This is a genomic window from Sphingomonas sp., from assembly GCF_019746015.1.
GTDB lineage: Bacteria > Pseudomonadota > Alphaproteobacteria > Sphingomonadales > Sphingomonadaceae > Sphingomonas.
Genome location: NZ_JAIESM010000035.1, coordinates 31,182 through 57,234, shown reverse-complemented (window position 1 = coordinate 57,234; position 26,053 = coordinate 31,182). Strand labels below are relative to the sequence as shown.

Genomic DNA, 26,053 nt, shown 5'->3' with positions numbered 1-26,053 from the left:
CGCCCCGGCACCTTTTTTCTGGAGTAACAACAAGATGGGCATTTTCTCTCGCACCCGCGACATCATCGCCGCCAACGTGACCGACCTGCTCGACAAGGCGGAGGACCCCGCGAAGATGATCCGCATGATCATCCTCGAAATGGAGGAAACGCTGGTCGAAGTCCGCGCCTCTGCCGCGCGCACCATTGCCGACCAGAAGGAAATGCGCCGTCACATCGCCAAGCTGGAAAAGCTGCAGGAAAGCTGGACCGAAAAGGCCGAGCTGGCGCTGTCGAAGAATCGTGAGGATCTGGCCAAGGCCGCGCTGCTCGAGCGCCAGAAGGCGGTCGATATGTGCGACCAGCTGAACGCCGAGATCGCGGTGCTGGATGACACGCTGCGTGCGGCTGAGGAAGACATCAACAAGCTGCAGACCAAGCTGCGCGAGGCCCGCACCCGCCAGAACTCGATCGTGACCCGGCTGGAAACCGCGCACAACCGGTTCCGCATGCGCGACCTGTACGCCGGCAGCAAGGTGACCGACGCGTTCAGCCGCTTCGAAGTGATGGAGCGCCGCGCCGACATGGCGGAGGGCCGTGCCGAGGCCGCCGGCCTGGGCGGCAGCCCCAAGACGCTGGAAGAGGAAATCGCCGAGCTGAAGTCCAACGACAAGGTGGAGGCCGAACTCGCCGCACTGAAGGCCCGCATCGGCAAGGAAGGTTGAGATGGAAGAAATCTTCATCCCCATCGCCGTCGTCGGCATGCTCTTCATCGGGCTGCCCTGGATCGTGCTCCATTATGTGACCAAGTGGCGCCAGGCGCCCAAGATCACCGACGAGGACGAACGCCTGCTCGATGAGCTCTACAATCACGCCCGCCGGCTCGACGAGCGGCTGGGCACGATCGAACGGATCATCGCTGCCGACAATCCCGATTGGACCCAGCTCGCGCCGCGCGTCGAGCAGCCCGATTTCGACCTGACCCGGAGGAACTGAGCCATGAGCGCCAGCCGTACCAAATTCTATCTCGACAAGCAGAACGGCAAGATCTTCGGCGTGTGCGCCGGGATCGCGGACTATACCGGGGTTGACCCGCTGCTGGTTCGCATCGGTGCCGTGGTGCTGACCTTCATGACCGGGTGGCCCATCCTGATCTATCTGATCATCGCCTGGGCCGCCGAGAACAAGCCGATGGGGCTGTACGAAAGCCGCGAGGACCAGAAATTCTGGCAGGGCGTGCGCTCCAACCCGAAGCGCACCACGGCCGAGGTTCGTTCCAAGTTCCGCGACATCGACCGGCGCCTGGCTGACATCGAGATGATGTACACCAGCCGCAACCAGCGCCTGGCCGACGAAATCGACAATCTGCGCTGAGCCGCCAGCCCGCAGTTCCTGGGGAGGAAAATCATGAGTTCTGGCCAATTCTTTGTCCTGGCGATCATCGGCATCTCGACGATGGGCTGGGTGATCACCAGCTGGATCAGGGCCCGCCACGGCTATCCGCTGGAAAATGAATGGGGTGGCAATGTTGCCGCCAAGCTGAACGGACCGGAGGCTGACCGCGCGATCGAGCTGCTGTCCAGCGAGAATGAGCGCCTGAAAGGGCAGATCGGCCGGCTGGAAGAGCGGATCGCCGTGCTCGAGCGGATCGCCACCGATCCCGCCGAGCGGACCGCCCGCGAAATCGACGCACTGCGCTGAGAGGGAAAGTGACAATGACCGCAGAGACGACAATTCTGCCCTATGTGCCATTCCTTGCGATTATGGCGTTGTCGATCGGCCTGGCCGGTGTGGCCGGATGGATTTATACGACCCGCCTTCGGATCAAAAACGGGTATCCGCTGGAGAACAGCTGGGGCAAGGCGATCTACCCACAGACGACGTCGGTCGATCGTGAGCGTATCGCGCTGCTGAGCCAGGAAAACGCGCAACTGCGCGCAGAACTGGGGGCCATCAAGGACCGGCTTGCCAATGTCGAACGCATCGTGACCGACAGCGCGCACAGCCTGGACCGTGAGATCGAGGCCCTGCGGGGCCGGACGAACTGAGGAGGAGGACATGCATATCAGCCCGATCCTGATCCCCATCCTCGGCATTTGCTGCGGTTTGCTGGCGATCTTCGGTGGCGTTGTGGTGCGGCCCTATATCCGCTTTCGCGAACGCAAGATGGAGATCGAGGCCGAACTGATGCGCCAGCGGATCGAAATGGACACGGCACGCCACGAACGGCTCGACCAGCGGGTCGCGGTGCTCGAGCGGATCGTGACCGATCGCGGCCTGAACGTTGCCGATGAGATCGAACGGCTGCGCGACAAGCCGCTGAACTGAAGCAGGGTTTCAACCAGGCTTTTTGCGACGGAGTATCACAATGAACGCCTATGCAATGGTGGTGATGATCGTGCTGATCGTCACCGTCGCCCGAGTGCTGCGTGCCCGGTATGAAGCGTCGAGCGGCCGCCCGCAGGTGACCGATAGCCGCGAAACCGTGATGCTGCGCGACGAGGTGCGCACGCTGAAAGAGCGCGTCGCCGTGCTCGAAAAACTGGCAACCGATGACAACACCCTCAGCGCCAAGCTCAACCGCGAGATTGAAGCGCTGCGTGACCGGAGCTGACCCCGATGACGACCGAACCCATCCTTTACGTAACGCTCGCGACGGCCGGGCTGGCGGCGCTGGCCATGGTGACGCTGGCGGCGCTGGCGGGCTGGCGCGGCTGGCTGCAGCTGAAGCACCAGGAGCTTTCGCGCGGTAACCGCGACGAAGGCCCCGCCCTGCCCCAGGCCAGCGCGCGGATCGAACTGGCTGACCTGCGCGAGCGCATCCGCAAGCTGGAAGCGATCGCCGCCGGGGTGGACCTTTAAGGCCCACCCCGCTAGCGGGCGGCCATGAGCCGCATCGAAGACCTGTTCGCCGAATATGATTTTCTGGACGCCGATGATCGATACCGCCTGTTGATCGATCTCGGCCGCACGCTGGAGCCGATGCCGGCGGCGCTGAAGACGGACGCAACGCTGGTGCGGGGCTGTTCGGCCTCGGTCTGGGTCTATCCCACCAGGCGCGACGATGGCCGGCTGCACTTTCTGGCCGATTCCAACGCCGCGATCACCAAGGGCATCATCGCGCTGGTGCTGCTGGTGGTGCAGGATGCGCACCCGGCCGATATTCTGGCGACCGATATCGGCGCGGCGCTCGCCCCGTTCGACCTGCGCAACCAGCTCAGCTCCAACCGGACGCAGGGCATCCCCAACATGATCGCGCTGATCCGCGAGACGGCCGCGCGCTTTTCGGCCTAGCCCGGCGATGCAGCGGAGCCGGCGAGCAGCCCGCCATCAATGTTGAGTTCGGCACCAGTGATATAGGCCGCTTCGTCCGACGCCAGCATCGCGGCGATTGCCGCCACTTCCTCGGGCAGGCCAAAGCGCTTCATCGGCGTGTCGGCCACCAGTGCCGCCATCTTTTCCGCCCGGTCTGGCCCGTCGCCCAGCATCGGCTCCCAGATGCCGGTCAGAATGGCTGCCGGGTGGATCGAATTGCAGCGGATCGCCCAGCCCTGCTGCGCGCAATAGAGCGCGACCGTCTTGCTGTGATTGCGGATCGCTGCCTTTGACGATGCATAGGCAGCCGCGCCGGGAATGCCGACCAGCCCGGAGCGCGACGAGATGTTGATGATCGACCCCCTGCCCTTGGCCTTCATCGCCACGATGGCATAGCGGCAGCCCAGAAACGTGCCGTCCAGGTTGACGCGGTGCACGGCGCGCCAATCGGCAAGGCTGGCATGTTCGGGGTCGTGCGCGGTGATGCCCTCTTCAAAGCCGGTGATGCCGGCATTGTTCACCACGACATCGGCAACCGGCACCACAGCGGCGAGCCGCGCCCAGTCCTGCTCCTCGCGCACGTCGAGCGGCTCAAAGCGACAGCCGATCTCGGCGGCCGCGCGCGTGCCGGCCTCCACATCGATGTCGGTCAGCATCACGGTGCCGCCCTCGTCATGGAAGCGTGCAGCAATGGCGCGGCCGATGCCCCGCGCCGCGCCGGTGACGACGCAGATCTTGTCCTTCAGACGTAGCATGGGCGCAGGCTATAGCTGCGCGCGCGGCGGCGGGCAAATGGCGCCATGGCGGTGCGGCACTTCTGGCCGGCTGGCGCATAAAGGGCTGCAAAAGCGGTGCTTCGCTGTGATAGCATCCGGCCGGTTCGTAACCGGGGAGTCTGACATGATCGATCGTCGTCGGCTGGTGGTGGGGCTGGTGATGCTGCCGTTCGCGGCGCCGCTTTCCGCACAGGGTTTGGGCATATTGAACCTTTTGGGCAGCGCGTCGGACGCGGCGCTCGACAAGCTGGGCAAGCCGGGCGCCTTCTTTGCCGATGAAGCGATCCGGATCGGCCTGCCCGGGCCGCTGAGAAATGCTGGCGGGCTGCTCCGGCTGGCGGACAGCGCGGGGCTGACCAACGGCCTTCAGCGCAGCATGAACGATGCCGCCGGCGCTGCGGCGCGCGAGGCAAAGCCCATCTTCCGCGCCGCGATCAGCCGGATGACGCTCGCCGATGTGCCGCGTATCGTGGGCGCGAATGACGGTGCCAGCCGCTATCTGCGCCAGAGCGCGGGCGGCGAATTGCAGACCCGGCTGCGCCCACTGGTGCTGACCGCACTGGGGTCGACCGGCGCGTTCGGCCTGCTCGACCGGCTGGGCAAGAGCAGCACCGGCGGGTTGCTGAGCGGGCTGGGCATCAACCGCGACGGGCTGACCGATCATGTCACCGGCGGCGCGCTCGACGGCATCTTCAGATATATGGGCACCGAGGAAGCGCGGCTGCGCGCCAATCCGCTGGGCGCGGGCAAGGCTTTGCTGGGCGGCGCGATCAGGCAGTGATGTCGAGCTGATCGAGCAGTGCTGCAAGGTCTGCGCCGCGCGGCACCATGCGCCAGCGGTCGAGCCGCGCAGCATTCGCCACCGTCACCGCCCCGCGCGGACAGGCGGCAAGGCATTTCACCTCCACCACCTCCACCTTTGCGGTTGCCCGCCGGCGCCACCAGCGGCTGATCCCCAGATGGGCTCTCAGCGCGCGCGCCAGCGTCTGCCGGCCGTTCCTGCCGAAACCGGTCCCCAGCCGCTGCTGGCAGGTGGCGCAGACAAGGATTTTCTGCCGCGCGCCGCGCCCCCGGCTCAGGCCGGTTTCCACGTCCGCCGTTCCTCGGCCGTGCGCAGCACGTCATAGGCGGCCTGGATCGCGTGGAATCTTTTGGCCGCCTCGGCATCGCCGGGCTTCACATCGGGGTGGCTCGCCTTGGCCAGCCGGCGCCAGGCTGCGCGCACCGCGTCGAAATCGGCATCCGCCTCCAGCTCCAGCACTTCAAGCGCGCGCATCTCGTCGCGCGAGCGAGTGCCGTCACCCGGCCCGCCCCAGCCATAATGGCGTGCCTCGGCATAGCCTGAGGCGTCGCGCGCCTCGGCCGCTTCGCGCGCGGCGGCTTCCTCCGCGCTCAATCCTTCGAAATAATTCCAGCCGGCATTATATTCGGCCGCGTGCCGCTCACAGAAATACCAGCGTTCCGGGCTGTTGGGCGATTTGGGCGCGGGGCAGTTGCCAGGTAAGTCACAGCCATGCCGGTCGCACAGCCGCACCTTCTGCGCCTCGCTCGCAGCGCCATAGCCGCGCCAGCGCGGGAAACCCCAGTCCACCGATCGAGTGCCGCGTGCCATATCCGCCATCTAGGCGAATGGGCGCCCAGCGCAACACGCGCGGCGCCAAAAAAATGCCAGAAGGTCTGTAAGCCGGGTTCTGTCCCCCCGTCGCCTGCGCGCCGGGATGGGCGACCATTCCTCTAGGAGCCGGGTTGCCCCGGCCCTCAAGCAACCAACCCGGGCAGCGGGCCGGAACATGCCCTGGTGCCGGAAAGGCACCGTGCCGCCCCTATTCGGTCTTGCTCCCGGTGGGGTTTGCCGTGCCGCGCCTGTTACCAGCCGCGCGGTGCGCTCTTACCGCACCCTTTCACCCTTGCCGCCCATGGGCGGCGGTCTGCTCTCTGTGGCACTGTCCCTGGGGTCGCCCCCGCCGGACGTTATCCGGCACCGTTGTTTCCGTGGAGCCCGGACTTTCCTCGAACAGCATGCTGCTCGCGGCCGCCCGACCTTCTGGCGGATTTGCGTTACTCGTCCCCTTGCGGCTTTGGCAAGAGCAGCGCGAGCAGGATCATGCGGCACTCGGCATCGATCTCGCCGTCGATCAGCTCGGGGCGGAAGCGGCGCTGGAACGCCATGATCGCCGCCATCGGATCGGTCACGTCATAGCCGAAGCGTTCCAGCGCGAGCAGGAAGCCGCTTTCGGTCCAGTGCGGGTCCATCAGGTTGCGGGTCGGGCGGGGCAGCGCCAGCCGCAGGCGGGCCAGCGCGTGCCATGGGAACAGCTCGCCGGGGTCGCGCTTGCGCGCCGGGGCAATGTCCGAATGGCCGACGACATTGCCGCGGGTGATGCCGTAGCGTTCCTTGATCGAGGAAACGAGCTGCACGACGGAAGCCATCTGCTCGTCGGGAAAGGGGCGATAGCCGAATTCATGGCCGGGATTGACGATTTCGATGCCGATGCTCGCGCTGTTCACATCGTCCCAGTCGCGCCAGTGCGATTTGCCGGCGTGCCAGGCGCGCTTGTCCTCATCGACCAGGCGCAACACATTGCCATCCTCCGCCACCAGATAATGCGACGACACCTTGGCCTCCGGGTCGCGCAGCCGGGCCAGTGCGCCCTCGAAATCGGGCATGCCGGTGTAATGCAGCACGATCATGGTGACGGGCAGCTTGCGCTCGTCGAAATTGGGGGACGGCGCCAGATGAACCTCAAGGTCGCCCAGCCACTCGCTGCTCATGGCCTGCCCGCCTGAGCCGTCCTGATTGTGACGATCGCCACGCCCGCCATTGCCATCGTCCCGCCAAGTAACATGATACCGGTTACAGGGGTGCCGAAATACCAGGCGGCGGTAAAGACCGAAATTACCGGCGCGCCCAGCGTCATCGGTGTGACCGTGGCGACCGGGTGCCGCTGCAGCAGCCAGCTCATCGCGCCATGCCCGCCCAGTGTGGAGCCGATTGCGGAAAACGCCACCCAGCCCATCGTGCCCAGTGGAATGCGCGGAATTGAAGCGAAGGTGGCCGGCTCCAACCGCCAGGCCATGATGCCCAGGCACAGCGTGCCCCACAGCCCGATCCACGCATAGATGGTCAGCACCGGCACGCCGCGCAGCTGGCGCTGGATGAGCGAGCCGATCGCCCAGATGAGGCTGGACAGCGCCGTCAGCCCGATTGCCGGTATCTCGGTCAGCGCGGCCGGATCGAACACCAGCACCCCCACCCCGCCCAGCGACAGCAAGATGCCGATCAGGCGCGGCCAGCGGATCCGCTCGCCGAACACGATGATTGCCAGAATGAGCGCGAACGGCACGCCCAGCTGCCCGGCAATCGCCAGCGCGCCGACATTGGTCGCCATGGCCAGCGACAGGTTGATCGCGATGTAGAAGGCCGCACCCAGCAGCACGCCAAGCGCGGTGAGCGCCAGCATCCGCCCCGGCACGATCCGCAGCCACGAGACGCACACCGCAAACACGATTGCCTGCCGCAGGAAGGCGGAAGTAAGCGGCGCGATCAGGTCGACCGACTGCTTCACGGCAATGATGTTGAGGCCCCACAGGATGTTCATCATCACCACGACGCCCAGATCGAAGGGGCCGAAGGCGGGGCTGCGATTGACTTGCTCCATGCGCGCCAAGGCTTGGGGGCAGCGCGCGCGAAAGTAAACCGTCAGGCGGCGTTGGCGGTGCGCGCGGGCGGTGCCGGCTCGTAAAAACCGCGATAGGTGGCAGAGGGGACGAAGGCCTCGCTCTGGCCGATCACGGTTTCGCCTGCGCCCAGCACGAGCAGGCCGCCCGGGCGGATGGCACTGGCCAGCCGCTCGAACACGCGGCGGCGCAGTTCGGGTGAGAGATAAAGCAGCACGTTGCGGCACAGGATGATGTCGAACCGGCCAATCGGCGGCGGATCGCTGACCAGATTGTGGCGACGAAAGCAGATGCGGCGCACCAACTCGGGCCGGGCCACCCAGTCGGTATCTTCGGCGCTGAACCAGTCCACCATCTTGCGGATCGGCAGGCCGCGCTGGATCTCGAATTGCGAATATCGTCCAGCACGTGCGCGGCCGAGCGCGGTTTCGGAAACATCAGTCGCCAGGATCTCGGGCTCAAGCCAGGGTGCTTTCTGGCTGCGTTCGGCAAACAGCATGGCGAGCGACAGCGGCTCCTGCCCGGTCGAGCAGGCTGCCGACCAGATCGATACGCGCCGATTGAGCGTCGCCGCCAAAGCCTCCACCGCGCCGGCCACCGTCTCGATCACGCCGGCATCGCGGTAGAAGGAGGTTTCCTGGTTCAACAGCGCGTCCACCGCCTGTGCGGCAATCTGGCCGCTCTGGTCGCGCAGCATCGCCGCTACCAGTTCGTCGAGCGAAGCGAGTCCACGGTCGCGCAGCACCGGCTTCAGCGCGGTTTCGATGCGCCAGGTGCGGTTGGGCGCAATCTGCTGCCCGGTATGCTGTTCGAGCAGCGCCGACAGGACATGCATCGCCTGGGTCGGCGGCATGTGGAGCCGCTCGCGCGGGCTCATGCGGGCCTCCGCTGCGTGGCGATCAGCCGACCGATTTCTTCGGGCCGCAGCACCGCATGGGCAAGCCCGGCCTTGGCTACCGCACCGGGCATGCCCCATACCACCGAGCTTGCCTGATCCTGGGCAACGATGACGCCGCCGGCTGCCGACAGCCGCTGGGCGCCGATTGCGCCATCGCGGCCCATGCCCGACAGCAGCACGCCCATCGCGCGGGCGCCACAGGCCTCGGCCACCGCGTTGAACATCGGGTCGACGGAGGGCATGCAGCCGCTGACTGCCTTTTCGGTGCTGAGCGCCACGGTCAGCCGGTCGCCGCTGCGCACGCAACCCAGATGCGCCTCTCCCGGCGCAATCACGATGCGGCCGGGCTGGACCGGCATATGCTCTGTCGCCACGTCGCACGGGCGCCCCGCCAGCACAGCGATCTGTGCCGCAAAATAGGGCATGAACGACGGCGGCAGATGCTGGGTGATCAGCATCGGCACCCGGCATTCGGCCGGAATGGCGCGCAGTAACTGGCTCAGCGCGTGAATGCCGCCGGTGGATGCGCCGATCGCGATCAGGTCGAAATCGCCGCGTTGCGCCGCCTTGGGCGGGCTTGCCGGCGCAGCGGAGAGATGATCGCCGCTGTCGACCAGGCGCGACAGTTTTTCGTCGAGTACTTCACTGAACTTGCCGAGCAGCCCGCCGACACCGGGCTTCACCAGCGTGTCTGCCGCGCCCAGCGATAGGGCATGGATCGTCGCGGTCGCGCCTTCGGCACAGATGGACGACACCACGATGACGCGCGCGCCGTGGCTGGCGAGCAGCAGGTCCGGCAGCGCCGTCAACCCGTCTATGCCGGGCATTTCAACGTCGAGCAGAATGATGTCGACCCGGTTATGGGCAAGAAACGAAAGCGCGGCCGGCACGTCCGACACCGCACTTGCCACCGTGAAGCGCGGGTTTGCTTCAACGCATTTGCCGATCACCGCGCGGGCAACGGCCGAATCGTCGACGATCAGGATGCGGGCCGGCGCCGGCCCTTTGGGCGTGGCGACCTGGGCAGCCTTGCGGGCGGGTGGCATGCGTCTTCTCCCTCGCCCCCGCTCAGGCGACGCCGACCATCTGAAGCTTGCTTTCCAGCGTTTCGCGGTCGAACGGCTTCATCACATACTCGTCCGCGCCCGCTTCGATTGCGGCGCGGATATAGGCCATGTCGTTCTCGGTGGTGCAGAACACGACCTTGGGCTTGTGGCCGATATCGGTTTCCTTAAGTGCGCGCAGGAACTCCATGCCGCTCATCACCGGCATGTTCCAGTCGAGCAGGATGACATCGGGCACCGCCGCGCGGCAGCTGTCGAGCGCCTCGCGCCCGTCGCCAGCCTCGCTCACCTGGAAGTTGAGCGTTTCCAGAATATGGCGCGCAACCTTGCGGATCACCTTGGAGTCATCAACCACCAGACACGTCTTCATCGTGAGCCCCTGCTGTAGCACCTTGGCCGTGCTGCCTGAAAAGTCTGAGATTCGCGTTAACTCACGCCGCCAGCGCCAGGCCGGGCAGAATGGCGCGCAGATCGATGGCGAGAACCGGGTCGCCATCGCGGTCCACCACGCCGCACCCTGCACGCGCCCAGCCGCCCTCGATCGAGATGCCGCCGGAAAGCGGCGCCACGGGATAGACCGCAATATCCTCCAGCGCCTCCACCAGGACCGCATAGTGATGCCCGTCACCATAAGTGATGACGGCCCGGCCCGGCGGTGTTTCCGGCGGGGGAAAACCCAGGCAGACGCTGGTATCGATCACCGTTACCACCCGGCTGCGCAGCGCCGCGAGCCCGCGCACCGACGCGCTGGCGCGCGGTACGGGCGTAATGGCGCCAATATCGACGACCGATTCAACCTGATCGGAATCGATCGCGATAGTGCGGCCCGCGATCCGCGCGATCAGGAACAGCCGCTCGCTCATCACGCCCCCCTTGCCCGTGCTTCAATCGCCTGAAGCAGGCCTGCACGGTCATAACGATAGATGCTGTCGGTGGCGCCCAGGGTCGCCGCTTCTGTGCGCAGCCGCACGACAGGCACCGGCACGTCGACCACATCGTCCGCCATCGCCAGCGCAACGCTGGGCGTCTCGCCCTCGACCAGCGCGGTGGCCACGCGATAGCCGGCGGCCTCGATCACGGGGCGCAGGAAATTGTCCATCCACCATGCCTGCTCTCCCGTGAACAGGCACAGCGGCGCGGTGTCGACCGGGCCATCATCGGCGCACAGGGCGAACAGCCAGTGCACGTCGATCACTTCGACCTGCTCGCCGTCAATCGACACCACGCCAGCCACCGGCCCGGCATGGCGCGCCGGCAGCAACGTGTTGCCCAGGGTGACGATGTCCAGTGCCTCGCCGATGGCATAGCCGATCTCGCGGTCGCCATCGGCAATGCGCAGCACGCTGATTTCTGCACGGCGGCGGATCTGCTCGGCGCTCTCGCGGCCGGCAATGGTGGCCAGCGGCACGATATCGTCGCCGATCGACAGGCGCAGCTTGCCGCCGGCGAAGCGGATATCGGCGGTATCGACCGGTTCCACGCGTTCGATCACTTCGAGCGGCGCAGCACGACGTTCGCCGTCAAGGTCGATGAACAGCAAGGCGGCCTGGCCGGGTTCGCTCTGGGTAACCTCTTCGGGCAGCTCGGGCTTGGCCGTCTCACGCCCGAACTGCAGCCCGGCGGCCTGGGCCAGCCCCGAGCAATCGAGCAGCAGCATCGGCAGGCCACTGTCGGGCAGCGTCTGCCCGGCATAGAGACCGGTTGCCATCAATGCCGGGGCGGCGGGTTTGATCACCAGCTCTTCAGCGTCCAGCACCTCATCCACCGCCAGCGCATAGCTGCCGCCGGCAATGCTGACGACGGCCAGCTTTTCGGGTGGTGTCTCCGTCTTGTCGATGCCCAGCAGCTGGCCCAGCGCGATCATCGGCAGGCGCCGGTCGCGCACGGTGGCAATCGCGGTATCGCCCAGCATGTCGACGCGGATGGTGTCGCCGCGCACCGTGACGATTTCCTCGATGGACTGGCGCGCGACCGCAAAGCGCTGGCCTTGCGTCGCGACGACGATGGTGGAGATGATCGACAGCGTCAGCGGCACGTGAATGGCGATCACCAGCCCCTTGCCCGGGGAATTGATCAGGTCAATCCGCCCGCCAATCTGTTCGATATTGGCGCGCACCACATCCATGCCGACGCCGCGGCCGGAAATGCTGGTGGCCTCGCTCTTGCTCGACAGGCCCGGCTCGAACACCAGGTCGAGCTTGGCGCGTTCGGGCAGCGCGCGCAGTTCGGCCTCGCTGCGGCCGGACATGGCCGCCATCTTCGTGACCAGCCGTTCGGTATCGATGCCGTGGCCGTCATCGGCGATTTCGATGATGATCTGATTGCCGGACTGGCGCGCGGAGACGGACAGCCAGCCATAATCGCGCTTGCCGACGGCGCGGCGCACATCCGGCAATTCGATGCCATGGTCGATGGCGTTGCGGATGATGTGGACCAGCGGGTCGCGCATCATCTCGATCATTTCGCGGTCAAGTTCCACGTCTGCGCCATCGACCGACAGATGCACCAGCTTGCCCAGCTCGGCGGCGGTATCGCGCACCATGCGCGGCAGGGCAGAGAACAGCGCGTCGATCTTCTGCATGCGCGTGCGGGTGACGGTTTCGCGCATTTCGGCAACGGTGATCGACAGCCGCTCCAGCGCTGCCTCGACCGCCGGTTCGAGCACGCCCGCGCGCAGGCGGCGGGCCAGCTCGTTGCGCGCCAGCACCATGTCGGACATGCCGTTCATCATCCGGTCGAGCAGGTCGACGTTCAGGCGGACCGAACGTGTCGGCGCGCGATGCGCGTTTGGGGCCGGCATCTGGCCGTTGGGGGCAACTGGGGCGGCGTCGCTTCCTTCGGCAAGGGCGGCGATCAGCAGGTCCTCGCCCGAATCGTCAAGCGCGGCGCCTGCGTCGATTGCCTCAATGATTTCGCCGATCCGGTCGACAATCGCGAGCACGGCGTTGACCAGTGCGGTATCGGGCACCCGCTTGCCGGACCGGACGGCGGCCAGCGCATCCTCGGCCGCATGGCTCAGCCGCAGCAGGCGCGGCAGATCCAGAAAGCCGCAGCTGCCCTTTACCGTGTGCACGAAGCGGAAAATCGCGTCGAGCCGCTGGCGGTCGCCGGGCTGCGCTTCCCACATCACGATCTCGCCTGAGAGCGACTCAAGCGTTTCGCGCGTTTCGGCTATGAATTCCTGCAGCAGATCGTCCATGAAACCCGGTGCTCTTGTCGACGCCGGGCAGATGTGGACCGGTGGTGGTTAAAGCGCGGTTTACCGCACGCGAAAAGCCGCACCGAACAGCAGGATGGGCGCATCAGGCGGTGAAACCTGCAACGTGCCGCCATTTTCCTCCACCAGCGCGCGCACCAGATAGGCGGCCGCCGCGCGCGGCGTGACAATGCCCTGATCGCCCCCGCCCGAAAGCGCATTGCGCAACTCGGCATCCAGGATGATGCGCGGCCCCTCGCCCCGCACCACGATTTCGATCGTGTCGGCGGCATGTTCGGCGCCGATATCGAGCGTGCCACCGCGCACCAGCGCATCGCCGGCCAGCAGCGACAGGTTGAGAAGCACCTTGATCGCGGGCTTGGGCAGCACCGATTCCTCGACCAGCCAGCCAATCTTCACCCGGCCATTCTCGCCAAACAGCCCCTCGATCGCGGCGCGGGCTTCCCGCGAATCGACCGTTTCGCCAAAGCCGCCCGCTGCGCCGAACGCCAGGCGGAAGAATTTCAGCTTGTTGGCGGAAGCCCGCGCGCTTTCGCTCAGCAGTTCCAGGCAGCGCTGGCGCATTTCGGGGTCATGCTCGTCGGCGAGCAGCTCGATGCCATTGTTGAGCGCGCCGACCGGGCTCAACAAGTCGTGGCACAGGCGGGAGCAGAGCAGGCTGGCGAAATCGACCGGGCTGATCGTCATGGAAGGGAAAGCCTATCTTCGTCGCAAAATGGATTGCGCCCTTCTGGCGAAGCCATGACGCTCGTGCAACTGTCTGCGCGCGTGGCAATCGCAATCGGCACCATGACGGCAGCCTGACCGGGGACAAGCTGCGCGCGCCAAGCGGCGATTTCGCCCGCGCCCAGGATCAGCCAGATCGCGCCATCCTGCGCGGCCATCGCGGTATCGGCGGATGATGGAGCGGCCGCGCCCCCGGGGTGCGAGTGATAATGGCCGATCACCGCCGGGCCACCGTCGCGCGCGGCCCGGTGCGCGGCGATGAGCGCGGCGGGGTCGATCTCGAACCGGCGCGCGGGGTCTGCCGCCACGTTGCGGCACGGCACCACCACCGTCACGCTGCTGCCCCGCCCCAGCAACAGGCCGCACACCTCGCGCGCCGGGTCACGGCTCGCCTCATGCATGATGGCGTCCAGCGCCCGGCTTGATATCTCCAACACCATGCCCACATCGCTAGCCCAATGCAGTCAGGGGACGCCAGTTTGCAGGTTCGGATCGGGTCGGGCGCGGATGGCGTCCGGCTGGACCGAGCGCTGGCCGATGCGCTTCCCGACGTATCCCGCGAGCGGCTGAAGGCGCTGATCCTGCAGGGCCATGTTACCGACGAGCGCCACCGGCCGGCGACGGACCCCTCGCGCAAGGCTGTGGCCGGCCAGGCCTTTCACATCACCCTGCCCCCGCCCGTCGCCAGCGGCAACGAAGCGCAGCCGATCGCGCTCAGCATCGCCTATGAGGACGAGCATCTGATCGTGGTGGACAAGCCCGCCGGCATGGTCGTCCATCCGGCGGTGGGCAATGCCGATGGCACGCTGGTCAACGCGCTGCTCCACCATTGCCGCGGCCAGCTCTCCGGCATTGGCGGCGTTGCCCGGCCGGGCATCGTCCACCGCATCGACAAGGATACCTCGGGCCTGCTGGTCGCCGCCAAGTCCGACCGTGCGCATGAAGGGCTGGCGCGCCAGTTCGCGGCGCACAGCATCGAACGGCGCTATCTGGCCATCGTCGGCGGGCGGCCCAACCCGGCATCGGGCACGGTGGATGCGCCGGTCGGCCGGTCTCCCGCCAACCGCAAGAAGATGGCGATCGTCGCCGGCGGCAAGCGCGCGGTCACGCATTACCGGCTGCTGGCGCCGCTGGCCGATGCCGCGCTGGTCGAATGCCGGCTGGAAACCGGGCGCACGCACCAGGTGCGCGTGCACATGGCCTCAATCGGCCACGCATTGCTGGGAGACCCGGTTTATGCTAACAGGAAACCCGCGTGCAGAGAGATTTTGGCAACGCTGGGTTTCCAGCGACAGGCATTGCACGCTGCTCATCTGGGGTTCATTCACCCGGTGACAAGTAACGCTTTAGCGTTCGACAGCGAAATGCCCAGTGACATGCGCACGCTGCGCGATAGCCTCATGTTTTAAGGAGTAGGAAACCGGCGGCGGGCACCATCCCGCCCTGCGGTTTTCCGGACAGGTAAAGGGAAGGAGTATCGATCATGGCAAGCGGCAACGTCCCGGCGACGATCCCCGCACTGGGCGGAGAGGCCAGCCTCAACCGCTACCTTGCCGAGATCAAGAAGTTTCCGATCCTCTCGGCGGAGCAGGAATATATGCTCGCCAAGCGGTTCGAGGAGCATGGCGATCCCGAGGCAGCGGCCCAGCTTGTCACCAGCCATCTACGCCTGGTGGCCAAGATTGCGATGGGCTATCGCGGCTATGGCCTGCCGGTTTCGGAGCTGATTTCGGAAGGCAATATCGGCCTGATGCAGGGCGTGAAGAAGTTCGAGGCCGATCGCGGCTTCCGCCTGGCGACCTATGCGATGTGGTGGATCCGCGCGTCGATCCAGGAATTCATCCTGCGCTCGTGGAGCCTGGTGAAGATGGGCACCACCGCTGCCCAGAAGAAGCTGTTCTTCAACCTTCGCCGGATGAAGGCCAAGCTTGACGCGTTCGACGATGGCGACCTGCGCCCCGAGGATCTGGCCAAGATCGCCAAGGATTTGGGCGTGTCGGAGGCTGAGGTGACCAGCATGAACCGGCGCATGGCGCTGGGCGGTGACACCAGCCTGAACGTGCCGCTGCGCGAGGATGGCGAGGGCCAGTGGCAGGACTGGCTGGCCGATGAGGCCCCGCTGCAGGACGAGCGCGTGGCCGATGCGCAGGAAGCCGATGTGCGCCACGAAATGCTGGTGTCGGCGATGGAAAGCCTCAACGACCGCGAGCGCCACATCCTGACCGAACGCCGGCTGACCGACGATCCCAAGACGCTGGAGGAACTGAGCCAGGTCTATGGCGTCTCGCGCGAGCGGGTCCGCCAGATTGAGGTGCGCGCCTTTGAAAAGCTGCAAAAGGCGATGATGCGGCTGGCCGGCGAAAACCGCCTGCTCGCGCGGGTGTAGCGCCACCGCCACGCGACCAGCAGCACCGGCTTGCCACCCTACCCCGCTTCGTGGCAGCGAGCGGGGCATGATCGTGCGCCTGCTCCGTCTGCTCGTCCGCCTTGTCGTCGGTTTCGTGATCGTCTCGCTGCTGTGGGTGCTGGCGTATCGCTTCGTCAATCCGCCGATCACTTTCACCATGATCGGCGATCTGCTGGGCGGCCACAGCATCACAATGAGCTGGATGCCGATCGACCGGATCGACCCGAACATGGCGCGCGCGGTGATTGCGGGTGAGGATGCGCGCTTCTGCCAGCATAATGGTTTTGATGTGCAGGCGATCGAGCAGGCCTATCAGCGCAACCGGCAGGGCGGGCGCATCCGCGGCGGCTCGACGATCAGCCAGCAGACCGCGAAGAACGCCTTCCTCATCCAGGGCGGCGGCTATGTCCGCAAGCTGTTCGAGGCCTATTTCACCGTCCTGATCGAGACGATCTGGGGCAAGAAGCGGATCATGGAAGTCTATCTGAACATCGCCGAGACGGGCATCGGCACGTACGGCGTGAATGCCGGGGCGCAGCGCTATTTCGGGCATGATGCCAGCGAGCTGAGCCTGGCGGAGGCGGCGCGGATTGCCGCCGTGCTGCCGCTGCCCAAAAAGCGCGCGGCGGTGGCGCCGACCGGCTTCACCCGGCGCCATGGCGGCGCGATCCGCCGCCGCGCCGGCATCGTCCGCCGCGACGCGCTCGATGCGTGCCTGCGATAGGGAACACAGGGCGCGCGTATTGCCCCTGTCGTCGCCCCGGACTTGATCCGGGGTCCCGCTTATTCACGGTTGCAAAGGCAGCGGGACCCCGGGTCAAGCCCGGGGTGACGGGTTTGGCGAACCGGCGTGTGCCAATCTGATCTCTTGGCGCTAGTGCCCCACGCGCCGCACCCCACCTCAGAACGGCAGTTTGAACCCCGGCGGCAGGGGGATGGTGCTCGTCATCTTCGCCATTTCCGCGCTGGAAGCCGCATCGGCCTTGGCGCGCGCGTCGTTGAAGGCCGCGGCGACCAGATCCTCGGCCATCTGCTTTTCGCTGGCCTGGAGCAGCGACGAGTCGATTTCCACCGCGATCACATGCCCCTTCGCCGTCGCGCGCACCTTCACCAGCCCGCCGCCGGCCACACCTTCAACCTCGATCGTGTCGAGCGTTGCCTGCGCGCGCTGCAATTCGGCCTGAACCTGTTGCGCCATGGCCAGCGCTTCTTCGATACCCTTCATGGCACACTCCGTTGCCCGATTTCCCAGCCGATCACTTCCGCCGCCGGGAACGCGGCCAGCGCCGCCTTCACGACCGGCTGCTGCTTCACCCAGTCGAGTTCCGCCGCCTGGGCTGCGGCCGCCGCTTCCTGCGGTGTCGGTGCGCCGGGTGCGTCCGCCGTGTCCACCTGCCAGGCCGTGCCGGTGATCGCCTTCAGCGCCTCGGCCAGCTCGCGCGGCAGATCGGCCGGCAGCGGCGATGCCGAGCTTAGCACGATCCGCCCCGGCGCGTAACTCACCACGCGCGCGGCGACGCGCAGCGTGCCGGCCAGCCGCAGCCGGTTGCCCGCATCGAGCAGCGTCAGCACCTCGGCAAAGCTTTCGGGCAGCGCGTTCCGGGCCGTGGGCGCCGGGGCAGCGGCTGGTGCGGGCGCCACCGGCGCAGCGGCCGGGGCGGCACTTGCCCCGCCCGCCAGCTGCCGCGCGAGATCGGCCGGATCGGGCAGGCTGGCGGCGTGGATGACGCGCAGCAGCGCCATTTCCGCCGCCTCGATCGGCAAAGCGGCCCGCGCCACTTCCTCATGCCCGCGCAGCAGCAGCTGCCACAGCCGGTGGAGCGCCGCGAACGACAGGCCCTGCGCCCATTGCTCCAGCTGGGCGCGTTCCTCGGCCGGTTGTGCCGCATCGGGCGCCGCGCCGACCTTGGCGAGCGTCGCCGCATGCACCGTTTCCAGGCAGGCGCGCAGCACCGCGAGCGGATCGACCCCCAGGTCATATTGCCGGCGCAGCGCAGCGAGCGCGCCCGGCCCGTCACCCGCCAACACCAGCGCGAACAGATCGCGCGTCGCGCCCCGGTCCGACAGGCCCAGCATCTCGCGCACCATGTCGGCGCGCACGCCGCCGCCTTCCAGCCCGGCATGGGCAATCGCCTGGTCGAGGATCGACAGCCCGTCGCGCGCCGAGCCCTCCGCCGCCCGCGCGATCAGCGCCAGCGCCTCGGCTTCCGCCTCCACCGCTTCCAGCCGGCAGACCTCGGCAAAATGCGCGGCGAGCTTTTCGGCCGGAATGCGCCGCAGGTCGAAGCGCTGGCAGCGCGAGAGAACGGTGACCGGCACCTTGTTCACCTCGGTCGTGGCGAACAGGAATTTCACATGCGCCGGCGGCTCCTCCAGCGTCTTCAGCAGCGCGTTGAACGCGTTCTTCGACAGCATGTGAACTTCGTCGATGATGTAGATCTTGTAGCGCGCGCTGACGGCGGCATAGCGCGACGCGTCGATAATCTCGCGGACATCATCGACCCCGGTATGGCTGGCGGCGTCCATTTCGATCACGTCGATATGGCGCCCCTCGGCAATCGCCCGGCACGGCTCGCACACGCCGCACGGGTCGATGGTGGGGCCGCCGGTGCCATCGGGGCCGATGCAGTTCAGCGCCTTGGCGATCAGCCGCGCGGTGGATGTCTTGCCCACCCCGCGCACGCCGGTGAGCAGGAAGGCATGCGCCAGCCGCCCGCGCCGGATGGCGTTGGCGAGCGTCTGCACCATCGCATCCTGCCCGATCAGCTCGTTGAAATTGCTCGGCCGGTATTTGCGCGCCAGCACGCGGTAAGCCTCCGCGCGCGGCGGCTGGGGCGGTTCGCCCAGGTCGAGGAAGGAATCGGCCATCTCAGCCGCCATCTATGGCGCCGCCGGGCCAAACCGCAAGCATGGGGAAAAGGTGGGAGCCGGAACGACCCGTTGCTGAAATCGTTGTGGCTGCTTCCTTCCGGACCTGACCAGGTTGGCGACGGCACCGTCCGCCCGACTCCCGGCGCCCATATGGGCCAGCTTTGTCTTGCGATCAAGTTACCGGGCGAGCCGCGACCCTCAGCGCCCCTGCATGTTGCGCGCCTCGCGCGGGATGCGCACGGTCAGCCCGTCAAGTGCTGCCGTCAGCCAGATCTGGCAGGCAAGCCGGCTGGTGCGCGTGGCCCCCAGCGCAAGGTCGAGCATGTCCTCCTCCTCCTCGCGCGCCGGCGGCAGGCGGACAAAATCGGCCGCGTCCACAATGACATGGCAGGTGGAACAGGCCATCTGCCCCTCACACGTGCCCTCCAGCGGTTCGCCCAGTGCCTGCGCCACGTCGAGCAGCCGGTCGCCCTCCTGCGCCTGTGCCGTGCGGCGCGTGCCGTCGGCGCCCACGAAATTGACCGTGATCGTCATGCCTGCGCCCCGGCGGCGGCGGCGATGCGGTCAAGCGCTTCCATCAACTCCTCCTCGCGCGTGTAGCGGCCAAAGCCCAGGCGGATACTGGCCTTTGCCTGCGCATCGCTCAAGCCCAGCGCGCGCAACACATGGCTGGGCCGGCCCGAGCCGCTGGCACAGGCGGAACCGGCGGAAAAGGCAATGTCGCGCAGGTCGCTCATCAACCGGGCAACGTCCAGCCCGTCACGCCGCAGGTTTAGATTGCCGTGATAGCGCGCGCCGGCCGCGCCGTTCAGCGCCCATTCCGCGCCCAGCCGCGCGCGGGCGAGCGCGAACAGCCGCTCGACATGCGCCGCATCGGCCGCGCCGCGTTCCGCCATCAGCCGTGCCGCCGCGCCAAAGCCGGCGCACAGTGCGGGAGACAGCGTGCCCGAACGCCCCGGCTCCTGCGCGCCGCCGTTCATCAGCGGCGCGGGCGGATCGCCCCGGAACCACAAGGCCCCCACTCCCTTTGGCCCGTGAATCTTGTGCGCGGAGAGTGCGACCATGTCGGCCCCTTCAGGGATGGCGACCCGGCCATAGCCCTGCACCGCATCGACCAGCATCCGCGCGCCGGCGGCATGGGCGAGATCGGCAAGCGCGGCAATCGGCTGGATGACGCCGATTTCGTTGTTGACCAGCATCGCCGCGACCAGCCCGGTGCCCGGCACGATGGCCGCGCGCGCCGCCGCCAGATCGACCAGGCCGTCCGCGCCGACGGGCAGCACCGTCACCGCCCGCCCCCGCGCCGCCTCTGCCGCCACGCTATCGAGCACGGCGGCATGTTCGGTGGCAATCGTCACGATCGGGCCGGTGCTGCCCTTGATTGCCCAGTTCAGCGCCTCGGTCGCGCCGCTGGTGAAGGCCAGCGTGCCGCCGCCGGGGAGCAGCTTCAGAAGCTGGGCGCGTGCGACTTCGACCGCCGCCTTGGCGGCGCGGCCGGGGGCATGCGCCGAATGGGGGTTGGCGGGGTGATCGCGCAGCCAGGGCAGCATCGCGTCGAGCGCCTCGGGCGCAAGCGGGGTGGTCGCCTGATAGTCAAGATAGATCATGCGCCCGCCACCGTCAGCCAGGCGTCGCGGAAAGCGGCGATCTCGGCGGGTGTCGTGTTCCAGCCGAAGCTCACGCGGATGGTGCGAGCAGCGCTATCCTCGTCGATGCCAAATGCTTCAAGCGCGCGGCTGCGCTTGAGCGTGCCCGACGAACAGGCGCTGCCCGCCGACACCGCAAAGCCCATCGCGTCGAAGCGGATCAGCTGCGCGGCGGCCGATTTGCCGGGCATGGCGATGGCCAGAATGTGGGCCGCCTGCCCGGCGGGGGCGATCAGCGTTCCCGCCTCACCCAGCGCGGCCCGGAAGCCGGCGAGCGCGTCGGCAGAAACCGGCCACCGTTCCGGCCCGGCATGTTCCGCTGCGGCCGCGAAGCCCAGAATTGCCGGCAGATTCTCCGTGCCCATCCGATAGCCGAACTCATGCCCGCCCACCGGCTCGAGCAGGCCGAAATCGCGCACCAGCAGCGCGCCGATCCCCGGCGGCCCACCCAGCTTGTGCGCGGAGACCACCAGCAGATCGGCATCGGGCAGCGCCAGCTTGCCGGCGGACTGCGCACAGTCGCTCACCACTATGCCGCCTGCCGCGCGCACCTGCGCGGCCAGCGCGCTGACCGGCTGGATCGTCCCCGTCTCCGAATTGACGTGCTGCACGGCGACTACCGCGCGGCCCGGGCCGGACAGCAGCGATGCCAGCGCCTCCCCGTCCACCGCGCCGCCGGCAATCGGCACCACCTCGGCCCCCGCAGCCGCGCGAAAAACCGCGTCATGCTCCACGGCGCTCACGACTCGCCGCTCGACCTTCGCCCGGTTGAGCGCGATCCACAGCGCCTCGCTCGCGCCGCTGGTGAAGATCAGCTCGCCGGTCCAGCCCAGCGCGGCCTTGATCCGCGCGCGTGCCTCCTCCAGCGCTGCCCGCGCCGCGCGACCCTCGGCATGGGGGGAAGAGGGGTTGGCCCAGCGCGCCATGCCTGCCGCCATGGCGTCAATCGCCTCCGGCCGCATCGGCGTGGTTGCGGCATAATCCAGATAGATACGGGTCATTCTTCCCAAAAATTTGCCAGTCGTGCCGCGTGGCCTATATAGCGTTGCCTGTCCAACGCGCCACCAGCGTTCCCGTCATTCGATAGGTTGCTATGCCCGAAGTCATTTTTCCCGGCCCCGATGGCCGACTTGAAGGCCGTTTTGCTCCGCCGCCGCGCCCGCGCGCGCCGGTCGCCATGATCCTGCACCCGCATCCCGCCTCGGGCGGCACGATGAACAACCGCATCGTGCAGGAACTGTACAAGACGTTCCAGCGGCGCGGCTTTGCCACGCTGCGCTTCAACTTTCGCGGGGTCGGCAAGAGCCAGGGCACGTTCGACAACGGCATTGGCGAACTGTCCGACGCGGCGAGCGCGCTCGACTGGGTGCAGAGCATCCACCCGGAGGCGTCCACCACCTGGATCGCAGGGGTCAGCTTCGGCGCTTGGATCGGCATGCAGCTGCTGATGCGCCGGCCGGAAATCCGGGGGTTCATCTCGGTCGCGCCGCCGGCGAACATGTATGACTTCACCTTCCTTGCCCCCTGCCCCTCGTCCGGCATCATCATTCAGGGCGATGCCGATGAAGTGGTCACGCCGACAGCGGTGCAGAAGCTGGTCGAAAAGCTGCGCACGCAAAAGCACATCACCGTGCATCACGACGTGATTCCGCGCGCCAACCACTTCTTCCAGGACGAAATGGGCGACCTGATGGCGAGCGTGGACCGCTATCTCGACTTCCGGCTGGACCCGGCCTGCCCGATCAAGTGACGCCCGATCACGGGGTGGCGGCGGACATGTTGGAAAACATGTCCCTCGTGTCTACGAGACGCTCCACATAAGCACGTTGCCGACCATCACCAGCGCCAGGATGATCAGCAACGCGCCCTTGCGCCGGTCGCCACCATGCCACAGCCGCCACGCGCCGCCGGCCAGGCAGAGCAAGGCGGCGAGCATGACGATCGACATCAGTGTCTGGGCCAGCGGCGACAGTGGCACCATGGCTCAGCCCGCCAGTGCGGCGGCATAGCCCGCCAGATCGACATTGCCGCCTGACAGCAGCACCAGCATCCCCGGCGCCGGCGCCAGCTTGCCGGCCAGCAGCGCGGCCAGCGCCACCGCGCCGCCGGGCTCCACCACCAGCCGCAGCCTGCCCGCCGCCCAGCGCTGCGCGGCGGCAATTTCCGCCTCGCTCACCGCGATCCCGGTCGCGCCGCGCCGCGCCAGTACCTCGAACGTCAACGGCGAGACACGCAACGTCTGCAGCGAATCACAGGCGGTGGGTGGCGGATTGTCGCCCACCGGCTCGATCCACCCCGCCTCCAGCGAGCGGCGCATATCGTCCCACCCTTCCGGTTCGACCACCGTCACCTGCGCCTCGGGCAGTGCCAGCGCCAGGCCCGCCGCCAGCCCGCCGCCACCGCATGGGCTCACGACATGGCTCGGCGCATCGAGCCCGAGTGCTGCCATCTGCTGTGCCGCCTCGATCCCGGCACTTCCCTGCCCCTCGATGATCCAGGGATCGTCGAAGCTCGGCACCAGCACCGCGCCCCGCGCTGCGGCGAGCGCGGCCGCGATCTTCTCGCGGCTTTCGGTCTGCCGGTCATAGCTCACGATCTCGGCACCCAGCGCCAGGGTCGATTCGCGCTTCACGGCAGGCGCGTCGGTCGGCATCACGATCACCGCCGGCATTCCCAGCCGTTTCGCGGCCCAGGCCACACCCTGCGCATGATTGCCCGATGAAAAGGCAACCACGCCGCGCGGCCGCGCTTCAACGTCGATCGCGGTCAGCCGGTGCCACGCCCCGCGTAGCTTGAACGCCCCCATCGGCTGCAGCGATTCGGCCTTGAACGCCACCTCCACCCCATTGATCCGGTGGGTGAAAAGCGGCGTCGGCGGCACCATGGCGGCCACCTTTGCCGCGGCATCGCGCACGCCGGCGCGGGTCGGCTGTCGCTGAAATGTCATAAATTTTTCTCCGTGCCGGAAATTGGGTGTTTACACACAGGCACTACCCCCCTATTTCGCTCGTCCGCTGCCCCATGGGACTTCCAACCGCAAGGCAGCTTTTCGTTGAACTATGCCGCAAGGCAATTGGAGGTCCCTTGAGTTGCACAAGCATCATAGCGCGCTGGGGCTAGCTGTCGCCCCGTTCGATTCCGCTGCCGGAATCGCAATTGCATCGCAGCCGGTTCAGCCGGTCACACTGGTCCGCCCGCATGCGGCGGCGCGTGCCGCCCGTTACTTCGTTGAGAAGTTTCCGGGCCGGTCGATGTATGCCGTAAAGGCCAACCCGTCGCCCGATCTGCTCCGCATTTTGTGGGACAGCGGCATCACCCATTACGACGTCGCCTCGATCGGCGAAGTGCGGCTGGTGGCGCACACCCTGCCCCAGGCGACGCTGTGCTTCATGCACCCGGTAAAGGCCGAGGAGGCGATTGCCGAAGCCTATCACGAGCATGGCGTCCGCGTATTCTCGCTCGACAGCATGGAAGAGCTGGCGAAGATCATGCGCGCCACCGGCAACGCGGCGGACCTGACGCTGTGTGTCCGGCTGCGCGTGTCGTCGGAGCATTCGAAGCTCAGCCTTGCCTCCAAGTTCGGCGTTGCGCCGGGCGAGGCCCGGGAATTGCTGTTCGCTGCGCGCCAGGCGGCCGATGCGCTCGGCATCTGCTTCCATGTCGGCAGCCAGGCAATGACGCCCGAAGCCTATGCCAATGCGATGGAACGCGTGCGCCAGGCTATTGTCGAGGCGGCAGTCACCGTCGACGTGGTCGATGTGGGCGGCGGCTTCCCGTCGCGCTATCCGGGCATGGAGCCGCCGCCGCTGGAACGTTATTTCGAGACGATCCACCGCGCGTTCGAAAGCCTGCCGGTCAGCTATTCGGCCGAACTCTGGGCGGAACCGGGCCGGGCGCTGTGCGCCGAATACAGCTCGCTGATCGTGCGGGTTGAGCGGCGTCGCGGCAGCGAGCTTTACATCAACGACGGTGCCTATGGCGCGTTGTTCGATGCCGCGCATATCGGCTGGCGCTTCCCGGTCGCGTTGCTGCGCGAGCCGGAGTCGGACGCGCGCGACATGCCGTTCAGCTTCTATGGGCCGACCTGTGACGATCTCGATCACATGGCGGGTCCGTTCCTGCTGCCGGCGGATGTGCAGGCGGGCGACTATATCGAAATCGGCATGCTCGGCGCCTATGGTGCGGCGATGCGCACCGGCTTCAACGGCTTCGGCGTTGCCGAAACCGTGGCCGTCGGCGACGAGCCGATGACGTCGCTCTATGCCGACACGGTGGCACCGGCGCGGTCGGTGCCAGCGAGCGTCGTCAAACTGTAACGCCGCTTCGCCATTTGGTTTTATGGAGATAACCTCTGCCGCCTTCGGGCGGCGGGGGCATTTGGAGTTTGCAATGTCCGACACCCTCACCCGCCCCGCCATCAACGACACGCGCAAGGCCGAACTGCTGTCAACCACGGTCGAGCATATCGACATCACCAAGTTCGACGCGCGGCCGATCGTCGATGCGATGGGCAAGATGAGCTTCACCAGCCGCGATCTGGCGCGCGCGACCGGCATCTACAACCAGATGCTGGCCGACCCCGATTGCACCATCTTCCTGGTCATCGCCGGCTCCACTTCGGCCGGGGGCTGCATGGACCTTTATGCCGAGCTGGTGCGCTCGAACATGGTCGATGCGGTGGTGGCAACGGGCGCGACCATCGTCGACATGGATTTCTTCGAAGGGCTTGGCCACAAGCATTACCAGGCGCTGGAAGTGCCCGACGACGACACGCTGCGCTCGCTCTACATCGACCGCATCTATGACACTTACATCGATGAAGAGCAGCTGCAGGACTGCGACTTCACCATCAACAAGATCGCCAACGAACTGGAACCGCGCGCCTACTCCAGCCGCGCCTTCATCCGCGAAATGGGCCGCTACCTCAGCGAGCATGGCAAGAAAGAGAACAGCCTCGTCAAGCTCGCCTATGAGCATGACGTGCCGATCTTCTGCCCGGCCTTCGTCGACAGCTCGGCCGGGTTCGGCCTCGTCAAGCATCAGGTCGACCGCATGAAGGAGAGCAAGCCCTATCTGATGATCGACGCGGTCGCCGATTTCCGCGAACTGACCGACATCAAGATCAAGGCGGGCGAATCGGGCCTGCTGATGATCGGCGGCGGGGTGCCGAAGAACTTCATCCAGGACACGGTCGTCTGCGCCGAAATTCTGGGGCATGAGGATGTTGCGGTGCACAAGTACGCGGTGCAGATCACCGTGGCGGACGTGCGCGACGGTGCCTGCTCCTCCTCCACGCTGCAGGAAGCGGCGAGCTGGGGCAAGGTGTCGACCGCGATCGAGCAGATGGTCTTCGCAGAAGCCGGCAGCGTGATGCCGCTCCTCGCGAGCGACGCCTATCATCGCGGCGCATGGAAGGACCGGCCCAAGCGGCGCTGGGCGTCGATCTTCGCCTGATCGCACGGGGCGGCACCGCGCTG

At 67.0% G+C, this 26,053-nt stretch carries 35 protein-coding genes and 2 other RNA genes; 16 read left to right on the top strand and 21 right to left on the bottom strand.

Features of this window, described 5'->3' with window-relative positions; genetic code table 11:
• The first annotated feature begins 34 nt into the window (after nt 1–34).
• From pspA to K2Y03_RS05730, 9 genes are read left to right on the top strand one after another with little or no spacing between them, the layout of a single operon-like run.
• Nucleotides 35–703 carry a phage shock protein PspA gene (gene pspA, locus K2Y03_RS05770; RefSeq protein WP_294089022.1) on the top strand — a complete coding sequence of 223 codons (669 nt, stop codon included), beginning with the start codon at nt 35–37 and terminating at the stop codon, nt 701–703.
• Nucleotide 704: 1 nt separating this feature from the next.
• Entirely contained in the window at nt 705–974 is a 270-nt protein-coding gene (pspB, locus tag K2Y03_RS05765; RefSeq protein ID WP_294089021.1) for an envelope stress response membrane protein PspB, read from the top strand.
• Between the two features lie 3 nt (nt 975–977).
• The gene (gene pspC, locus K2Y03_RS05760) at nt 978–1,352 is read left to right on the top strand and encodes an envelope stress response membrane protein PspC (protein WP_294089020.1); all 375 of its coding nucleotides are present in this window, start codon (nt 978–980) and stop codon (nt 1,350–1,352) included.
• Nucleotides 1,353–1,382: 30 nt separating this feature from the next.
• The gene (locus K2Y03_RS05755) at nt 1,383–1,679 is read left to right on the top strand and encodes a hypothetical protein (RefSeq protein WP_294089205.1); all 297 of its coding nucleotides are present in this window, start codon (nt 1,383–1,385) and stop codon (nt 1,677–1,679) included.
• Nucleotides 1,680–1,693: 14 nt separating this feature from the next.
• Nucleotides 1,694–2,026 carry a hypothetical protein gene (locus tag K2Y03_RS05750; protein ID WP_294089018.1) on the top strand — a complete coding sequence of 111 codons (333 nt, stop codon included), beginning with the start codon at nt 1,694–1,696 and terminating at the stop codon, nt 2,024–2,026.
• 10 nt (nt 2,027–2,036) lie between these two features.
• A complete protein-coding gene (locus K2Y03_RS05745; protein ID WP_294089016.1) occupies nt 2,037–2,306 on the top strand; it encodes a hypothetical protein in 270 nt (89 codons plus the stop codon).
• 40 nt (nt 2,307–2,346) lie between these two features.
• A complete protein-coding gene (locus tag K2Y03_RS05740) occupies nt 2,347–2,592 on the top strand; it encodes a hypothetical protein (RefSeq protein WP_294089015.1) in 246 nt (81 codons plus the stop codon).
• Nucleotides 2,593–2,597: 5 nt separating this feature from the next.
• Nucleotides 2,598–2,840, top strand: coding sequence for a hypothetical protein (locus K2Y03_RS05735; RefSeq protein ID WP_294089012.1), 243 nt, complete (start codon nt 2,598–2,600; stop codon nt 2,838–2,840).
• Nucleotides 2,841–2,864: 24 nt separating this feature from the next.
• Entirely contained in the window at nt 2,865–3,272 is a 408-nt protein-coding gene (locus K2Y03_RS05730; RefSeq protein ID WP_294089010.1) for a SufE family protein, read from the top strand.
• Here the strand turns inward: K2Y03_RS05730 and K2Y03_RS05725 are convergent.
• Nucleotides 3,269–4,048 carry an SDR family oxidoreductase gene (locus K2Y03_RS05725; protein WP_294089007.1) on the bottom strand — a complete coding sequence of 260 codons (780 nt, stop codon included), beginning with the start codon at nt 4,046–4,048 and terminating at the stop codon, nt 3,269–3,271. The two genes, K2Y03_RS05730 and K2Y03_RS05725, sit on opposite strands and share 4 nt — an antisense overlap.
• A 145-nt stretch (nt 4,049–4,193) precedes the next feature.
• Between K2Y03_RS05725 and K2Y03_RS05720 the strand changes: the two genes are divergently transcribed.
• Complete coding sequence (locus K2Y03_RS05720; RefSeq protein ID WP_294089005.1) at nt 4,194–4,850, top strand: DUF4197 domain-containing protein; 657 nt, start codon at nt 4,194–4,196, stop codon at nt 4,848–4,850.
• On the opposite strand, the gene K2Y03_RS05715 is transcribed toward K2Y03_RS05720, so the two are convergent.
• From K2Y03_RS05715 to K2Y03_RS05660, 12 genes are all read right to left on the bottom strand, one after another.
• On the bottom strand, nt 4,840–5,160 hold the full coding sequence (locus K2Y03_RS05715; RefSeq protein WP_294089002.1) for a hypothetical protein: 321 nt from the start codon (nt 5,158–5,160) through the stop codon (nt 4,840–4,842). The two genes, K2Y03_RS05720 and K2Y03_RS05715, sit on opposite strands and share 11 nt — an antisense overlap.
• Nucleotides 5,145–5,681 (bottom strand): J domain-containing protein, encoded by a 537-nt coding sequence (locus K2Y03_RS05710; RefSeq protein WP_294089001.1) that lies wholly within the window; start codon nt 5,679–5,681, stop codon nt 5,145–5,147. Before K2Y03_RS05710 ends, K2Y03_RS05715 begins: the two co-directional genes overlap by 16 nt.
• 52 nt (nt 5,682–5,733) lie before the next feature.
• Nucleotides 5,734–6,117: RNase P RNA component class A (gene rnpB / locus K2Y03_RS05705), an RNA gene on the bottom strand.
• A gap of 10 nt (nt 6,118–6,127) precedes the next feature.
• Entirely contained in the window at nt 6,128–6,841 is a 714-nt protein-coding gene (locus K2Y03_RS05700; protein WP_294089000.1) for an N-acetylmuramoyl-L-alanine amidase, read from the bottom strand.
• Nucleotides 6,838–7,728, bottom strand: coding sequence for a DMT family transporter (locus tag K2Y03_RS05695; protein WP_294088999.1), 891 nt, complete (start codon nt 7,726–7,728; stop codon nt 6,838–6,840). The genes K2Y03_RS05700 and K2Y03_RS05695 overlap by 4 nt, the downstream gene beginning before the upstream one ends.
• Nucleotides 7,729–7,769: 41 nt before the next feature.
• Nucleotides 7,770–8,582 carry a protein-glutamate O-methyltransferase CheR gene (locus K2Y03_RS05690; protein WP_294089203.1) on the bottom strand — a complete coding sequence of 271 codons (813 nt, stop codon included), beginning with the start codon at nt 8,580–8,582 and terminating at the stop codon, nt 7,770–7,772.
• Nucleotides 8,583–8,620: 38 nt separating this feature from the next.
• Nucleotides 8,621–9,691 (bottom strand): chemotaxis-specific protein-glutamate methyltransferase CheB, encoded by a 1,071-nt coding sequence (cheB, locus tag K2Y03_RS05685; RefSeq protein ID WP_294088998.1) that lies wholly within the window; start codon nt 9,689–9,691, stop codon nt 8,621–8,623.
• 22 nt (nt 9,692–9,713) lie between these two features.
• Nucleotides 9,714–10,079 (bottom strand): response regulator, encoded by a 366-nt coding sequence (locus tag K2Y03_RS05680; protein WP_294088996.1) that lies wholly within the window; start codon nt 10,077–10,079, stop codon nt 9,714–9,716.
• Nucleotides 10,080–10,140: 61 nt separating this feature from the next.
• A complete protein-coding gene (locus K2Y03_RS05675) occupies nt 10,141–10,572 on the bottom strand; it encodes a chemotaxis protein CheW (RefSeq protein WP_294088994.1) in 432 nt (143 codons plus the stop codon).
• A complete protein-coding gene (locus K2Y03_RS05670; RefSeq protein WP_294088992.1) occupies nt 10,572–12,908 on the bottom strand; it encodes a chemotaxis protein CheW in 2,337 nt (778 codons plus the stop codon). The genes K2Y03_RS05675 and K2Y03_RS05670 overlap by 1 nt, the downstream gene beginning before the upstream one ends.
• A 60-nt stretch (nt 12,909–12,968) precedes the next feature.
• Nucleotides 12,969–13,613 (bottom strand): histidine phosphotransferase family protein, encoded by a 645-nt coding sequence (locus tag K2Y03_RS05665; protein WP_294088990.1) that lies wholly within the window; start codon nt 13,611–13,613, stop codon nt 12,969–12,971.
• Entirely contained in the window at nt 13,610–14,092 is a 483-nt protein-coding gene (locus K2Y03_RS05660) for a M67 family metallopeptidase (RefSeq protein ID WP_294089200.1), read from the bottom strand. The genes K2Y03_RS05665 and K2Y03_RS05660 overlap by 4 nt, the downstream gene beginning before the upstream one ends.
• Before the next feature lie 18 nt (nt 14,093–14,110).
• On the opposite strand from K2Y03_RS05660, the gene K2Y03_RS05655 reads away from it, so the two are divergent.
• The 3 genes from K2Y03_RS05655 (at nt 14,111) to mtgA (ending at nt 16,783) form a co-directional block, all read left to right on the top strand.
• Nucleotides 14,111–15,061, top strand: coding sequence for an RluA family pseudouridine synthase (locus K2Y03_RS05655; protein ID WP_294088989.1), 951 nt, complete (start codon nt 14,111–14,113; stop codon nt 15,059–15,061).
• 74 nt (nt 15,062–15,135) lie between these two features.
• Entirely contained in the window at nt 15,136–16,038 is a 903-nt protein-coding gene (gene rpoH / locus K2Y03_RS05650) for an RNA polymerase sigma factor RpoH (protein ID WP_294088986.1), read from the top strand.
• Nucleotides 16,039–16,105: 67 nt separating this feature from the next.
• Entirely contained in the window at nt 16,106–16,783 is a 678-nt protein-coding gene (mtgA, locus tag K2Y03_RS05645; RefSeq protein WP_294088984.1) for a monofunctional biosynthetic peptidoglycan transglycosylase, read from the top strand.
• A gap of 177 nt (nt 16,784–16,960) precedes the next feature.
• Here the strand turns inward: mtgA and K2Y03_RS05640 are convergent, their stop codons facing one another.
• From K2Y03_RS05640 to K2Y03_RS05615, 6 genes are all read right to left on the bottom strand, one after another.
• Nucleotides 16,961–17,284 (bottom strand): YbaB/EbfC family nucleoid-associated protein, encoded by a 324-nt coding sequence (locus K2Y03_RS05640; RefSeq protein ID WP_294088982.1) that lies wholly within the window; start codon nt 17,282–17,284, stop codon nt 16,961–16,963.
• Complete coding sequence (locus tag K2Y03_RS05635; RefSeq protein ID WP_294089195.1) at nt 17,281–18,927, bottom strand: DNA polymerase III subunit gamma/tau; 1,647 nt, start codon at nt 18,925–18,927, stop codon at nt 17,281–17,283. The genes K2Y03_RS05640 and K2Y03_RS05635 overlap by 4 nt, the downstream gene beginning before the upstream one ends.
• A 48-nt stretch (nt 18,928–18,975) precedes the next feature.
• Nucleotides 18,976–19,074, bottom strand: an RNA gene (ffs, locus tag K2Y03_RS05630) — signal recognition particle sRNA small type.
• 54 nt (nt 19,075–19,128) lie between these two features.
• Nucleotides 19,129–19,464 carry a 2Fe-2S iron-sulfur cluster-binding protein gene (locus tag K2Y03_RS05625; protein ID WP_294088980.1) on the bottom strand — a complete coding sequence of 112 codons (336 nt, stop codon included), beginning with the start codon at nt 19,462–19,464 and terminating at the stop codon, nt 19,129–19,131.
• Nucleotides 19,461–20,537 carry a cysteine desulfurase family protein gene (locus tag K2Y03_RS05620; protein ID WP_294088979.1) on the bottom strand — a complete coding sequence of 359 codons (1,077 nt, stop codon included), beginning with the start codon at nt 20,535–20,537 and terminating at the stop codon, nt 19,461–19,463. Before K2Y03_RS05620 ends, K2Y03_RS05625 begins: the two co-directional genes overlap by 4 nt.
• Nucleotides 20,534–21,577 (bottom strand): aminotransferase class V-fold PLP-dependent enzyme, encoded by a 1,044-nt coding sequence (locus K2Y03_RS05615; protein ID WP_294088976.1) that lies wholly within the window; start codon nt 21,575–21,577, stop codon nt 20,534–20,536. Before K2Y03_RS05615 ends, K2Y03_RS05620 begins: the two co-directional genes overlap by 4 nt.
• A 92-nt stretch (nt 21,578–21,669) precedes the next feature.
• Between K2Y03_RS05615 and K2Y03_RS05610 the strand changes: the two genes are divergently transcribed.
• Entirely contained in the window at nt 21,670–22,326 is a 657-nt protein-coding gene (locus K2Y03_RS05610; RefSeq protein WP_294088974.1) for an alpha/beta hydrolase, read from the top strand.
• 51 nt (nt 22,327–22,377) lie between these two features.
• On the opposite strand, the gene K2Y03_RS05605 is transcribed toward K2Y03_RS05610, so the two are convergent.
• Nucleotides 22,378–22,557 (bottom strand): hypothetical protein, encoded by a 180-nt coding sequence (locus K2Y03_RS05605; protein ID WP_294088972.1) that lies wholly within the window; start codon nt 22,555–22,557, stop codon nt 22,378–22,380.
• A gap of 3 nt (nt 22,558–22,560) precedes the next feature.
• The gene (locus tag K2Y03_RS05600) at nt 22,561–23,523 is read right to left on the bottom strand and encodes a threonine/serine dehydratase (RefSeq protein WP_294088969.1); all 963 of its coding nucleotides are present in this window, start codon (nt 23,521–23,523) and stop codon (nt 22,561–22,563) included.
• Nucleotides 23,524–23,665: 142 nt separating this feature from the next.
• Between K2Y03_RS05600 and K2Y03_RS05595 the strand changes: the two genes are divergently transcribed.
• A complete protein-coding gene (locus tag K2Y03_RS05595) occupies nt 23,666–24,892 on the top strand; it encodes a type III PLP-dependent enzyme (RefSeq protein ID WP_294088968.1) in 1,227 nt (408 codons plus the stop codon).
• Nucleotides 24,893–24,965: 73 nt separating this feature from the next.
• Nucleotides 24,966–26,030 (top strand): deoxyhypusine synthase, encoded by a 1,065-nt coding sequence (locus tag K2Y03_RS05590; protein WP_294088967.1) that lies wholly within the window; start codon nt 24,966–24,968, stop codon nt 26,028–26,030.
• Nucleotides 26,031–26,053 lie beyond the last annotated feature (23 nt).